This is a genomic window from Stieleria mannarensis, from assembly GCF_014154935.1.
Taxonomy (GTDB): domain Bacteria; phylum Planctomycetota; class Planctomycetia; order Pirellulales; family Pirellulaceae; genus Stieleria; species Stieleria mannarensis.
Genome location: NZ_JACEHH010000076.1, coordinates 1 through 13,535, shown reverse-complemented (window position 1 = coordinate 13,535; position 13,535 = coordinate 1). Strand labels below are relative to the sequence as shown.

The following is a 13,535-nucleotide window of genomic DNA, read 5'->3' as shown; positions in this document are numbered from 1 at the left end:
TGACCAACAAATTTTTTGACCCCTCCTCTTTGCCTCGGAGAAGCGGGAAGTCGTCGCTAAGAATCGATGACATTTCTCGCAGGAACCCGGCGTTGATCGGGAATGCGACGCTGTCTTTGGCACGCCGGGCGGGGGTGTCGCAAAAAGGCGGTTGGGGGCGTATAACGTTCGCGTTTCTGATCTCGAATTCCCCGATCTCCCTCGCGATACAAAAGTCCTCCGATGCCACGCGTTCAACCGTTTCGTGCCGTTCGCCCCACCGCGGAAAAGGCCGCTCAGGTCGCCAGCGTTCCCTACGATGTCGTCAATCGCGAAGAAGCCGCCTCGCTCGCCGAAGGCAACGCCGATTCGTTCTTGCATGTGGTCCGCCCCGATATCGATTTGCCCGCGGACACGGATCCCTATGCCGACGCGATCTACGCCAAGGCCGCCGAGAACCTGCAGCGGTTGATCGGCGACGGGGTGCTGCAGCAGGACGACGCGGAGTGCATTTTTCTGTACCGGCAAATCATGGACGGCAAGAGCCAAGTCGGTGTCGTTTGCTGCTGTCACGTCGAGGACTATGAAAACAACCTGATCTTGAAGCACGAGTTCACACGACCGGCCAAGGAAGACGATCGGACCCGACACGTGATGACGCTGAACGCCCACGCCGGCCCGGTGTTTTTGACCTATCGCGACGACTCCGACCTGAACGGGTTGGTCGCCGCTGCGATCCGCGAAACCCCGCTGTACGATTTCACCGCCGACGATGGGGTGCAGCATACGGTGTGGAGGATCGAGAAATCCGCCGGCTACGTCGCCAAGCTGACCGCCGTGCCGGAGTTCTATGTGGCCGACGGGCACCACCGGGCAGCGAGCGCCTGGAGGGCCGGAAAGGCGCGTCGCGAGGCCAACCCGGATCACAACGGTAACGAAGAATACAATTGGTTCTTGACGGTGTTGTTCCCCGCATCCCAGTTGAACATCCTGGCGTACAACCGAATCATCAAGGACCTGAACGATCAGACGCCTGACCAGATTCGCGAGCGGTTGGCAGCGGTCGGCACTCTGGAGGAAACGACGCAACCGGTTCCGGATCGCGCCGGGACGTTTTGCATCTACCTGGATGGCAAGTGGTGGCGGTTACGTGTTCCCGCCGATTCGATCGATCACCACGACGCGATCAACAGCCTGGATGTGGCGATCTTGGAACAGCGGGTGATCCGCCCGATCTTTGGGATCGAAGACGTCCGCACCGATCCGCGAATCGATTTCGTCGGCGGCATCCGCGGGACGAAGGAGCTTGAAAAACGGGTCGATTCGGGAGAGTGGGCGTTCGCCGTGTCGATGTTCCCGACATCGATCGAGCAATTGATGGCGGTCAGTGATGCCGGCGAAGTGATGCCGCCCAAGAGCACGTGGTTCGAGCCGAAGTTGCGGAGCGGATTGCTGACGCACTTGTTGGATTGATGGGGCAAAACGATGGGGGGCAGAATGATTCGGGGCAGAATGATGGCCGGAAAACGCGGGCAGCGTCGTTGAGTCATGGAAGGCCGGTGTCCGTTGCAGCCGCCTGAGCGACGGATCGGCGACCGACGGAGTGTCGGCTGGACAGTTCCGATCCGCTTCCATTCCGTCAAGCCAATCTTCTTGCCTTCAAAATCTTCCTGCCTCCAGGGAGGGTGAATTCCCAGCGCCGCACGTTTCTTCCGTAAGGCGCTGTCCAGCTAGAGTCCGATCAGGGTGAGGAATTCGGACTCGCTGATGACTTGCAATTCCTTTCGGGCGGCGAGTTGGTCCACTTTCTGACGGTCGACATCGGAGGTGCCGATGACGACGCAGTTGGTGGTTTCATCGACTTCGGCTTGGTGAACGCCGCCGCCGCGGCGCGTCAGCTCGATCGCTTGATCGTTGGTGATGACTCGCAGTTGCCCCACGATGACGATCTGTTTTCCACGCAGCGGTTGAATGAACTCCGCGCGGATCGATAAACGTTGCCAATCGATCTCGGAGGGTTGGGGGGCCTGAGCCACGGTCCTGGCGGTTCCGTAGAGCGGCGATGGTTCGCGAACGCCCGAGCGTTGCGACGGTTCGTCAAAGGACCGTTCGTCAAAGGGGTTGGCGGGCAGCGGCAGGGACAAACCACTGCCGCGACGAAGGGTGCGTTTGGGGAGCCCCTTGTCGGTTTTTCGCTTGGCGGTCGACTTCTTCGGGCGGCCTTTCTTTGCCGCGTGACTGACGCCCCACTCGCCCGCTTTGCCGCGGACGATGCGGAGTTTGGCTTCCAGGTCTTCGATCGATTCGGCCGAGCGAGCGATGCCGGCCGCCAGGAGTACCTTGGCGCACGCGCGAGAATCTTCCAGCGCATCGTGGTGCTTGAATTGGACGCCCAGCCAATCAGACAGCGGTTTGAGCCCGAACCGTCGGCGGTCGGGCCAAGTTTGACGCGCGATCAGCCGGGTGCAGGAAAACCGCAATTCTGGGATCGCGCAGTGGTGTCGTTGCAGGCAACCGATCAGGACGCCGATGTCGAACGGTGCGTTGTGGGCGATCAAGCAGTCATCGCCCAGGAAATCCGCAATTTCGTCCCACAGTGCGCCGAAGTGGGGTTCGTGTTGAACGTCGGCGGGCTTGATGCCGTGGATGCGGATGTTGCCGGGGGAGAAGAAGAACGGGTCGGGACGAATCATCCACATCCGTTCGTCGGCGATTTGGCCGTCACGAACCACCACGGCCGCGAGTTGACAGGCGCTGTCGCGCCGTCGGTTCGCGGTTTCGAAGTCGATTGCCGTAAAGTTTGCCAGGAACGCCATGGCGAAAGTTTACGGACAGTGGGCGTGATTTCCCAGTGGCGGGCGAGTCAGCCGGCCAGGCGTGAGATGCGGTTTCCCGGTTGGGCAATTTCGCTGGCGGTGGGGTGGTAGCGGTATTGCATCAGGTAGGCGTCTTCGACGGTGTCGTCGTAGAAATCACGGAGGACGCTGATCGCGCGGAAGCCCAAATTCTTGAAGAATAGCTGTGCGTCCAAGTTCGTTTCGCGAACTTCCAGCATGATGCGGTTGCGTCGTTCGTGCGACAGTTTGCCGAACAGCTTGCTGCACATCGAATTGCCGACGCCGTTGCGGCGTTGGGCGGGGTGGACGGCGAAATTCAGGATGTGCAATCGGTTCTTGTGCAATTCGTAGATCATGAAGCCGACGATCTCGTCGTCTTTCTCGGCGACCATGCCGATGCAGTTGCGTTGACGCAAGCAGCGGATGAAATCTTCCTCGGTCCAAGCGAATTCGAAACAGTTCTGTTCGATCGCAAGGACAGACGGCATGTCGCGGCGAATCATCCAGCGGATGTGCACGCAGACCGGAGTTTCTTTGGTTTGTTTCACTTCTGGGCTCCTTTCCAGCGAGACGAAACCCGACCACGTTCCGCAGCCGGCAATCCGAAAAATGCGTCAACAAAACCAGCAAATCGTCCCGATCATCGCGTCGTTTGCCGTGTGCGGGGAAAATAGCAAACGACCCGTTAGGAACCAAGACAGATTGTGAAGTCTTTCCGATTGGCGCGTTCTTCGCTCTCACTGCATGTTTTCAGGGCGCGTGTGCCCCGCCCCGACCGGATCCCGTGACGAACCGGATCAATCATCGAGGGCGCTGCGCTCTTCCCATGGACCTATCCAAATTCAAACGGGTCGGATGGGGGGATGCTAGCGAAAATCCAGGAAACCCAAAATTATTTTTCGCTCAACTCAACTCAGCTTGCCAAAGCCCTAGGGCCGGGTTCTGGATGAAGTAGAATTCGCTGCCGTCGACGTCGGTGTGCCAACCGTCGGTCAGCTTGCTGACGTCGTAGCGTTTCATCAGCTGATTGATGTCGCCGGGCGTGTACCCGACCGACGCGATTTCGTCGGCCGACAGCTTTCCGGCCCCGTAGACGACTTCGAAGCGGTTTTCGTGGGAGCCGTGGACCAGGTGGGCGGCGGCCGATGGGTTGGCGGCCAGGTCTTCGTTTTCGGCAACCAGCTGTACAATCTCGTTTTTGGTGCGGTAGCCATACTTTCGGATCAGACGGTCGATTTCGCTGTCTTCGCCGAATTCTTCTACCGCGGGGCCGAGGATCGTCAGCCGTCCGCCGGTAGCGATCGCCAGTCGGGTTCGGTAGATCGCTTTGTTGCCCAGCCACGTGCTCTTGAATTCGGACGGATCCAAGTAGGCGACAACATGCTGCGGCGGTTTTTCCAGGTGCGTGATGTTGACCTTGTACGCCAGTTCGGCGGCCTTGAAGAATGTTTCATGGTCGTCGCCGATGTACAGCCCGCGGGTGTGAAGTGTTCCGTCGCGCATTTGCTGGATCACAGTCAACGCATAAACGATCGGCATCCCTTTGCAGAATTCGTCTTGGGCGTAGTTCAGGATTTGTCGCAGCGGCGTGTCGGCCTGTCCCAACGTTTGTTCGATGCCGTAGACGGCGCTCAAGTAGTGGCTTTCGTTGATCCCTTCGACCCCGCCGGTCCCGACGAAGACGTTTTTGTTGTAGTTGGCCATCCCGATGACTTCGTGCGGGACGACTTGGCCGATGGAAAAGATCAGGTCGTGTCCGCCATCGCGGAGCATCTTGTTAACTTGCGCTTTCCAGGGTTTGTTGTACAGCCCGCCGGTCACCTCGGAAACGAAGGACGCCGGAACGGTTCCCAGGGTCACGACATCGTCTCGCCAGCGGTGCGGTCGAAACAGGTCCAAAGGCACACCGGGAAACATGTGCGAAAGCTGTTCCGGTTTCATCGGACTGTGGGTGCCCAGGGCGGGCATGATGTCGGCGACACGCTCGCCCAGCATTTCGTGGCACAGCGCGGTGATCTCGCCGGCGCGGCTGAACAGTCGCGTGTGGTCCGGGGGCAACAGCAACGCCTTGCTCGGCTGGCCGATCTTGGCAAACGTTTCTTCGAGTGCCGCTCGCAGGTCGTCGGAGGTCAGCGATGTCGTTTCGCTGCCGGTTTCAAAGTAGGTGGTCATTTTTCTTCCTGGCTGCCGTGGCAATCACGGGGGATCATCCGCCCGGGGCCGTCGTTACCGTAGTGGAGTTGAAGTGCGGCTTCGAAGTCGGCTCGCGTCTTGAGTTTAACGAGCGACAGGCGAACCGTTTCGTATTGGGGATGGGACTGGCTGTATTTGATGGCGAATTTTCGCATCAGCAAGGGGGCGCGGGCTTCGCCATAGGTTTGTTCGCACAGTGCAAAGTGCTCGCGCATCACGGCGGCTTGTTGAAACAGCGTGGGCGGTTCGGGCAGCGGCCGTCCGGCGGCGAGTGCGCGGGCTTGCTGGAAGATCCAGGGGTTGCCGATCGCGCCGCGGGCGACGGTGACGCCGTCGATCCCCGTTTGATCGATCATCCGCAAACAGTCCGCCGCCGAGAACAAGTCGCCGCTGCCAAGAATCTTCATCGATTCTCCGACGTGGGATTTAACGTCACTCAGGAACTCCCAACGGCTCGGTCCGACGTAGCGTTGCACGACCGTCCGTCCGTGCACGGTGGCGGCAGCCAGTCCGGCGTCACGTGCACCGTCCAGGATCTCGAAGAACGCGTCCCGCGATTCCGCCGAATCGTCGATGCCGCGACGCATTTTGACGGTGACGGGAATGTGGGCTGGGACGATGTCGCGCGTCCGCTGCAGGATTTCGATCGCCACCTTGGGCTGGGAGAGGTGAAATCCGCCCCGGCATCGTCCCAAGACTTTCTTCACCGGGCAGCCGAAGTTGATGTCGATGATGTCGAACCCGGCTTCGACCAATTTCAGAGCCCCGAGCGAAAACTGTTCCGGTTCGGCCCCCATCAATTGCCCGCCGACGGGGTGTTCGTCGGGGTGGATGTCCAAAAAGTGCTTGGTCTTTTGCCGTTTCCCCAGCGCCAACAGGAACTGATCCAGCATCACTTCACAGACGCTGTAGCTGGCGCCATGTCGGCGCGCGATCACCCGCATGGGTAAGTCGCTGTAACCGCTCAACGCCGCCTGGACGACCGGAAATCCGATCGCGACGTCGCCGATCTTCAGTTCCCGGTACCGATTCGGGGATGCGGTCGCGGCCGCGGACCGGCCGGGACCGACGTGACGATCGGTGGTGTGAAGGGTGCCCCCATTCAATTCCCCAAGCGGACCGGTCATGATGTTGCGTTCTCTGAATAACCTTGCTGACGAATTGTCATTTTACGATAGCCCAACGAACATGAAGATCGAAACCGCCTCTTTCGGAACCGCCGACGATCAGCCGATCACCCGTTACACGCTCGTCAATTCAAGCGGTCACAAAGTCAGTGTGATGAACTATGGCGCCACGCTGTTGGACGTCGAGGTTCCCGATCGCGATGGCACCTTGGCCAACGTCAACTTATGTTTTGACAATTTGGATCGATACGTTGCCGGCCACCCGTATTTTGGCAGCAGCGTCGGTCGGTTCTGCAACCGGATCGGCAACGCGAAATTCACGATCGATGGCACTGAGTATGCTCTGGTCGTCAATCACGGAAAACACCAACTGCACGGCGGGAACAAGAATTTTTCCTACCAGGTCTGGTCCGCCGAAACACTGGAGCAGGACGGATCGGTGGGCGTGCGATTCCGTTTGACCAGCCCCGACGGGGACAACGGTTTTCCCGGCACCGTCCAGGCGATCGCCGAGTACAGCTGGAATGACGCCGATGAGCTGAAAATCGTCTATTCGGCGACGACCGACCAAGCGACGCATGTCAATTTGACCAACCACAGCTACTGGAACCTGCGGGGGGCCGGATCCGGAACGGCCAAAGGCCACGTCGCGACTATCCAGGCCGATCAGTACTTGGACGTCGATGACGACTTGATTCCCACCGGCCAGTCCAACGACGTGGCCGAGACGCCGCTGGATTTTCGAACCCCCACCCCGCTGGGCGATCGCGTCGATCAATTGCCGGCAACCAAGGGCTACGACCACTGCTACATCGTCCGTGGCGAACCCGGCCAGCTACGCACGGCGGCCTTGGTGGTCGATCCGGAATCGGGGCGAACGCTGGAGATTGAAACGACCCAGCCGGGCATCCAGCTGTACACCGCCAATCATCTCGGCGGCGGGCCGGAAACCGGCGGCAACGGATCCCACGACGCGTTCTGCTTGGAGACGCAGCATTTTCCCGATGCCCCCAACAAGCCGAATTTCCCCAGCACCCTGCTGCGGCCGGGCGACGCGATGTCCGAAACGACCATCCATCGCTTCGGCGTGCAGTGAGGTCGGGTGTGGGATAGGCTTCCAGCCTGTCGAACTGTGTTGTGAATGACAGGCTGGAAGCCTATCCCACATTCTTTCACAGTTCCCTGAGTTTGATGTTTCGGTAGTGGACCTCCAGCGGTGGTCCGCTGTGGACTTGCAATGCGATCACTCCGTCGCGTTCGATTTCGGGATCTTGTTCGGTGTAGTCGACGGTTTGGACGCCGTTCAGAAAGATCTGGATCCGGTCGCCGCGGGCGATGATCTTTAAGGTGTTCCACTGGCCGCGGCGGACGGCTTTCATCGCGACCTCGGGAGATTCCGCCAAGAACTTTCGCCGTCGTGATTCGTCGTACAACGCGCCCCAGCAAGTGCCGTTGGGCATGAATCCGATGTCGGCCTGGTAGCCGATGACTTCGGTATCGTTGGGGATCCGTTTGGTGCGGAACTGGACGCCGGCATTGCTACCTTGGCCGACCAGTTTCGCGTCGACGGTCAATTCAAAGTCGCGGTAGGTCTTGTTGGTGCACAGGAACTGGTTGGCGGGGATCTTTTCGCTGGCGCTGCCGGCGATGATCGCACCGTCTTGGACGCGGAACCATTTTTCGTCGCCGTTCCAGCCGTCGAGTGATTTTCCGTCGAACAGCTGAACCTGGTCGTCGGTGGATGTGTCCGCGGCTGACGAGACCGCTGGCATCACAAGAGCCGGCAACAACACTGCGGTCGCCAGGGCGGCTGCAGACGACAAACCGCGCAGAAACGTGGAACGCGAAACGCAGGGCAGCAGAACGCTGGGCATGGGAGAGATTCCGATGGCGGGGAACGCCGAAAGTCCGGCGGATTGTGAAACGGGCAGCGATCATGATAATAACGCTTTGCCCTTCCGTGCGAATCGATCGGTTCCGGTTTTTTCGTCTTCTAACATTCCCCCCCTTCAACGCCGTCAACCATGTCCCAGCTGAACAAATACTCCAGCAAGATCACGCAACCGAAAAGTCAGGGTGCCTCCCAAGCGATGCTTTACGCGACGGGAATGACCCGCGAGGACATGGACAAGCCCCAGGTCGGGATCGCGAGCGTCTGGTACGAAGGGAACAGCTGCAACATGCACCTGCTGGATTTGGCCGCCGAGGTCAAGCAAGGGGTTCAAGCGGCCGGGATGGTCGGAATGCGCTTCAACACCATCGGCGTCAGCGACGGGATCTCGATGGGCACCGACGGAATGAGTTATTCGTTGCAGAGTCGCGATCTGATCGCCGATTCGATCGAAACGATCATGGGCGCCCAGTGGTATGACGGACTGATCGCCTTGCCGGGCTGCGACAAGAACATGCCGGGATGTTTGATCGCGATGGGGCGTTTGAATCGTCCGGCGATCATGGTTTACGGTGGCACGATCAAACCCGGATTCCGCAACGGTGAAAAGCTGGACATCGTCAGCGCGTTCCAGTGCTACGGCCAATTCATCGCCGGCCAGATCAGCGACGATGAACGTCAAGAGATCGTCGAGAAAAGCTGTCCCGGTGCCGGCGCTTGTGGCGGCATGTACACGGCCAACACCATGGCCACGGCGATCGAAGCGTTGGGCATGTCGTTGCCCTACTCGGCCAGCACCCCGGCCGAAGACCCGCAAAAAAAAGACGAGTGCCGAAAGGCCGGTGAAGCGATCTTGGAATTGCTTAAGAAAGACATCAAGCCGCGCGACATCATGACCCGCACCGCGTTCGAAAACGCGATGGTCACCGTGATGGCACTTGGCGGCAGCACCAACGCCGTGTTGCACTTGATCGCGATGGCGCGCAGCGTCGGTGTGCCGCTCTCGATCGATGATTTCCAATCGGTCAGCGATCGGATTCCCTACCTGGCGGATCTAAAACCCAGCGGTCGGTTTGTCCAAGAAGACTTGCACTCCATCGGTGGGACGCCGGCGGTGATGAAGTACCTGTTGGAAAAGGGGTTGATGGATGGATCCTGTTTGACCGTGACCGGAAAGACACTTGCTGAAAACGTCGAGTCGTTGCCGGGGCTGAAAGAAGGTCAAAAGATCGTCAGCACGGTGGAAAAACCGATCAAACCCAGCGGCCACATTCGAATTCTCAAAGGCAGTTTGGCGCCCGAGGGTGCGGTGGCAAAGATCACCGGCAAGGAGGGGCTGAAATTCACCGGCCCGGCGCGCTGCTTTGACAGCGAAGAAGACATGTTGGCGGCGCTGGAGGAAAAGAAGATTCAGAAAGGCGACGTGGTGGTGATTCGCTATGAAGGACCGCAAGGTGGTCCCGGCATGCCCGAAATGTTGACACCGACCAGCGCCATCATGGGGGCCGGATTGGGGTCCGACGTCGCGATGATCACCGACGGGCGATTCAGCGGCGGCAGCCACGGTTTCATCGTCGGCCACGTCACCCCCGAAGCCCAACTCGGCGGCCCGATCGGATTGCTTCGCGACGGCGACTCGATCACGATCGACGCAGAAACCAACGCGTTGGACGTCGCGCTGACCGACGAAGAACTCGCCGAGCGGAAATCGGCTTGGACCGCACCGCCGCTGAAGGCCGAGCGTGGGACGCTGTACAAGTACATCAAGACCGTCAAAACGGCCAGTGAGGGTTGCGTGACCGACGAGTAGGATGCGAGGATCAGAAAGCGTTACAATGCACCTTTCTGATTCCCCCCTTCGATTCCCTCCTTGCTCTAAATGCGAATTATGAAACTTCGTCTTTTCGCCGCGTTGCTTGTCGGACTGGTCACCATTTCTGCCCGGGCGGACGATTCCGGCGGCGGCAAGGCGGTGGACGCCGAATCTCAGTGGATCACGTCGATCGCGGCGGCCGGTGACGGGAGCTTTGTTGCCGGCACCGCGACCGGATTGTTGCTGCGTCCAGGCACCGTGTCGCGGTTCCAACCCGACGCGCCCGGCGACTTGGAACCGCTTTACGAGCACCCTGCTGCGGTGTGGTCCGTGGCAGCCACCTCGGACGGGAAGACGATCGCCAGCGCCGACTACAAAGGCAACTTGGTGATCTATGACGTTGCCTCCAAGACGCCGACGACGCACGAGGCGGTGTTTGAACGCTGGTGCCAAAAGATCGTCGTTTCGCCGGATGACCAGATGATCGTTGCCGGGAACGAATCCGGAAAACTGTTCGCCTGGAGCATCGCCGACGCCAAGGTGTCCAAATCGGTCGAACTTAGTCCGGCCTCAATTACCTCGCTCGCTTTCTCGCCGAACAAGACGCAATTGGCAGCGACCGATGGCGACGGCAAAGTGCACCTGTTGAAGTGGCCCGAACTGGAAAGCGTGGGCAGTGCGGCCGTCGGCGAGGAGACCGCTTGGTGCGTGGCGTACGAAAGCGACACGTCGTTGATCGTCGGCTCGGCCGACCGAAACCTGTACCGCGTGGAAGCCAAGCCGGAAGCGAAACCGGAATCGATCGCCAAGGGGACCGACTGGATCACACGGATCGCGGTTTCCGACGCGGGGCAAATCGCCGCTTCGGAAGTCAGCGGAAAGATCCATTTCGCTTCGGGCGGCAGCGTGTCGACGATCGGTGCCGAAAGCGGCGTGTGGGCGTTGTGTTTCCGCGGCTCAGGGCAATTGCTGGTGGGAACCCGCAAGAACGGCATCGTCACCGCCGGCCAACGTTGGGCATGGAAACCCGTCGCGGCGAAACCGGCTGAGGCAAAAGAATGACGCGTCCGGAGTCCCCGGCAAGTCGAGAGCAAACCGAACGAACGAAACCGAAACAGCCCCTGGAATATGTCGCCCGCTTCGGTTCGATGCGAATCCTGGGCGTGCTCAGTGCACGCGAACCGTTTCGTTACAGCGACCGAGTGGTGGCGCGAACCGAGCGAGGGACCGAGATCGCGACGGTGTTGTGCGAGGCAACGCCCAACGCGTTGGAGGCGATGCAGGAGCCGACTGCGGGCAAGATCATCCGGCGACTTTCCGCCGATGATTTGAACCAGTGGGAACACATCCAGGGCCAGACACGCGACGATTTGGCGATTTGTCAAAAGTGTGTCGATGCGCGGCGGTTGAAAATGGATTTGGTCGACGTCGAACGCCTGTTGGGTGGAGAACGGGTCGTCGTCTATTACGTCGCCGAGGGACGCGTCGATTTTCGCCAACTGGTCCGTGATCTGGCCGCAGAATTCCAGACCCGGATCGAAATGCGTCAAATCGGGGTCCGCGACGAAGCGAAACTGCTGGCCGACTACGGTGACTGTGGCCAGCCATTGTGCTGTGCGACGTTTTTGAGCAAGATGCCGCCGGTGTCGATGAAGATGGCTAAACTACAGCGGTCAACCCTCGATCCGACCAAAATCTCCGGGCGGTGCGGGCGGCTGAAGTGTTGTTTACGCTATGAATTTGAGACCTATGAGCAATTGGCAGCCGAATTGCCGCCGATCGGGGCGGAGATTTTGACCCGGGAAGGCAATGCAGCGGTCTTGGCTCACGACATTCTTTCGCAACAATTGATGGTGCGTACGGATGACAATCGGAGGATACTGTTGGGTGTCGACCAAGTCGTTCGCGTGACCAAGGCTCCGCCACCGGCAAAAAACCGCCGCGGCGGACGCAAGGGTGGATCCAAGGACTCGTGACAGACGGTCTGGGAATGATGGTAGGGGTGATGATGTGATGACAGAGCCAACAATCAAATCAAGATAGACCGTGACATGAGCAACGAATTGACCAACTCGCCCCTCCAAGCAATGCGAAAGTTGTTGAAGGAGGATTCGCGGTACAAATACGAAGCGTATCAGTTCATTCGTGAGGCATTGCAGTTCGCCCACGAACATCTGCCCGAATTGACACAGGCGACCGTTTCGGGGGACTCGCTCTCCAAGGGCCGTCCCAAACACATCACCGGTCAGCAGCTTTGTGAAGCCTGTCGTCGTTACGCCATCGACCAGTACGGTTACCTGGGCAGCATGGTGCTGGGGTCGTGGGGGATCAAATCGACCAGCGACTTTGGCGAGATCGTTTACAATCTGATCCGCATCGAACAGATGCGCAAGAGTGAATCGGATCGACGCGAAGACTTTGATGACGTCTACCCCTTTGAAGGGGCCTTCGAGCCCGAGTTTGCCTTGCCCAAACTGGTCGACGATCTGGAGTGTTAGTCGCCCGCTGTCGTAGCTGCGCTCGCCAGAGCGTAGAACCAACCGGGGATCCACCTTCTGGCGAAGGTAGCTACGATTGTCTCGTCCAGGCGAATCGTCGGTTCGGTTACCTCTCTTTCCCCCCCCGACGAAGTTTCCCAGAAGCTGCGTCTTTTCCTCCGCGCATTCTATGACCTTCTCTCGCCCAGCCCTGTGTTCAAGCGTTTTTCCGACGTCTTGCGTTTCCGCTTGTTCGCTTGTTGCTCTGGCGTTTGTCACCGGAGTTCTGCTTCCGTCGCCATGCCAAGCGCAAGACGCCGCGGTCCAACCGGCGGCTGAAGAGCGGGCAGCGTCGACCGAATCCGAGGCTCGGCCGGCGGACGAAACGGCGAACGAGCAGAAACCGAAGGAGAAGGCGCGGAAGAGCTATCTGGGGCGCGTCGTCGCGAAACCGATGAGCCATCTGGGAGCGTCCTGGTTGGTGCGACCGGAACGGGACCAGGAAGAGAACGCGTCGGAGTCGTTTCAAAAACTGGATCTCAAACCGGGCATGGTGCTCTGTGACCTCGGTTGTGGCAACGGCTATTGGACCTTGCCGATGGCCAGGAAGGTCGGCGAAGAAGGTGCGGTGTATGCCGTCGACATCCAACCGCAGATGTTGCAAAAACTTCGTCAACGAGCCGATCAATTTGGCCTGAAAAACATCCGTCCGGTGCTGGGGACGATCGACGATCCTAAGTTGCCGGAAAACGAAATCGACTTGCTGTTGATGGTCGACGTGTACCACGAGTTTTCGCATCCGCAATCGATGCTGTGGGAGATCCGCCGTTCGCTGACGCCGACCGGAGTGGTCGCGTTGTTGGAATACCGCAAGGAAGACCCGAGCGTGCCGATCAAGTTGCTGCACAAGATGTCCAAACGCCAGATCATGAAAGAGTATCAGGCGAACGGTTTCAAATTGGTGCGCGAGTACAACGAATTGCCCTGGCAACACCTGATGTTCTTCGCCCGCGACGACAGCCCCCTGGAAGCGATCGAGCCCGAGCCGACCGACCAGGTGCTCAAGCGAATCGGAACCGCAGCGGCACAGTGACGACTGGTGTGTACGACGGCCCTTCCGGGCGGTCGACGGCGCGGTGATTACATGCGCACCAAGTGAAGAACGCAACCTCCCTCGGAAGCATTGGTGTCTACACAAATCGGCTCGCAATCGAGGGC

General features: G+C 59.4%; 12 protein-coding genes. 7 read left to right on the top strand and 5 right to left on the bottom strand.

Going from position 1 to position 13,535, the window contains the following annotated elements; all coding sequences use genetic code 11:
• Positions 1 to 222 precede the first annotated feature (222 nt).
• Entirely contained in the window at positions 223 to 1,452 is a 1,230-nt protein-coding gene (locus H1B37_RS30510) for a DUF1015 domain-containing protein (protein ID WP_182871072.1), read from the top strand.
• Between the two features lie 257 nt (positions 1,453 to 1,709).
• Here H1B37_RS30510 and H1B37_RS30505 read toward each other — a convergent pair whose 3' ends face one another.
• The 4 genes from H1B37_RS30505 to H1B37_RS30490 form a co-directional block, all read right to left on the bottom strand.
• Positions 1,710 to 2,795: an exonuclease domain-containing protein gene (locus tag H1B37_RS30505; protein WP_182871071.1), complete on the bottom strand. Its 1,086-nt coding sequence runs from the start codon at positions 2,793 to 2,795 to the stop codon at positions 1,710 to 1,712.
• Positions 2,796 to 2,842: 47 nt separating this feature from the next.
• Complete coding sequence (rimI, locus tag H1B37_RS30500) at positions 2,843 to 3,319, bottom strand: ribosomal protein S18-alanine N-acetyltransferase (protein ID WP_182871083.1); 477 nt, start codon at positions 3,317 to 3,319, stop codon at positions 2,843 to 2,845.
• A gap of 400 nt (positions 3,320 to 3,719) precedes the next feature.
• On the bottom strand, positions 3,720 to 4,988 hold the full coding sequence (locus tag H1B37_RS30495) for a nickel-dependent putative hexonate epimerase (protein WP_182871070.1): 1,269 nt from the start codon (positions 4,986 to 4,988) through the stop codon (positions 3,720 to 3,722).
• Entirely contained in the window at positions 4,985 to 6,136 is a 1,152-nt protein-coding gene (locus H1B37_RS30490; RefSeq protein ID WP_182871069.1) for a tRNA dihydrouridine synthase, read from the bottom strand. Before H1B37_RS30490 ends, H1B37_RS30495 begins: the two co-directional genes overlap by 4 nt.
• Positions 6,137 to 6,197: 61 nt before the next feature.
• Here H1B37_RS30490 and H1B37_RS30485 point away from each other — a divergent pair, with 61 nt between their 5' ends.
• A complete protein-coding gene (locus H1B37_RS30485) occupies positions 6,198 to 7,232 on the top strand; it encodes an aldose epimerase family protein (RefSeq protein ID WP_182871068.1) in 1,035 nt (344 codons plus the stop codon).
• Positions 7,233 to 7,308: 76 nt separating this feature from the next.
• Here the strand turns inward: H1B37_RS30485 and H1B37_RS30480 are convergent, their stop codons facing one another.
• Positions 7,309 to 8,010, bottom strand: coding sequence for a 3-keto-disaccharide hydrolase (locus tag H1B37_RS30480; RefSeq protein ID WP_286178388.1), 702 nt, complete (start codon positions 8,008 to 8,010; stop codon positions 7,309 to 7,311).
• A gap of 150 nt (positions 8,011 to 8,160) precedes the next feature.
• Here H1B37_RS30480 and ilvD point away from each other — a divergent pair, with 150 nt between their 5' ends.
• The 5 genes from ilvD to H1B37_RS30455 all read left to right on the top strand — a co-directional run bounded on the left by ilvD (position 8,161) and on the right by H1B37_RS30455 (position 13,410).
• Entirely contained in the window at positions 8,161 to 9,837 is a 1,677-nt protein-coding gene (ilvD, locus tag H1B37_RS30475) for a dihydroxy-acid dehydratase (RefSeq protein ID WP_182871067.1), read from the top strand.
• A 78-nt stretch (positions 9,838 to 9,915) separates the two neighbouring features.
• The gene (locus H1B37_RS30470; RefSeq protein WP_182871066.1) at positions 9,916 to 10,902 is read left to right on the top strand and encodes a WD40 repeat domain-containing protein; all 987 of its coding nucleotides are present in this window, start codon (positions 9,916 to 9,918) and stop codon (positions 10,900 to 10,902) included.
• Complete coding sequence (locus H1B37_RS30465) at positions 10,899 to 11,816, top strand: PSP1 domain-containing protein (protein ID WP_286178387.1); 918 nt, start codon at positions 10,899 to 10,901, stop codon at positions 11,814 to 11,816. The genes H1B37_RS30470 and H1B37_RS30465 overlap by 4 nt, the downstream gene beginning before the upstream one ends.
• 75 nt (positions 11,817 to 11,891) lie before the next feature.
• Positions 11,892 to 12,338, top strand: a complete 447-nt coding sequence (locus H1B37_RS30460) for a Minf_1886 family protein (protein WP_182871065.1) — start codon at positions 11,892 to 11,894, stop codon at positions 12,336 to 12,338.
• 433 nt (positions 12,339 to 12,771) lie between these two features.
• Entirely contained in the window at positions 12,772 to 13,410 is a 639-nt protein-coding gene (locus H1B37_RS30455) for a class I SAM-dependent methyltransferase (protein ID WP_436299073.1), read from the top strand.
• Positions 13,411 to 13,535 lie beyond the last annotated feature (125 nt).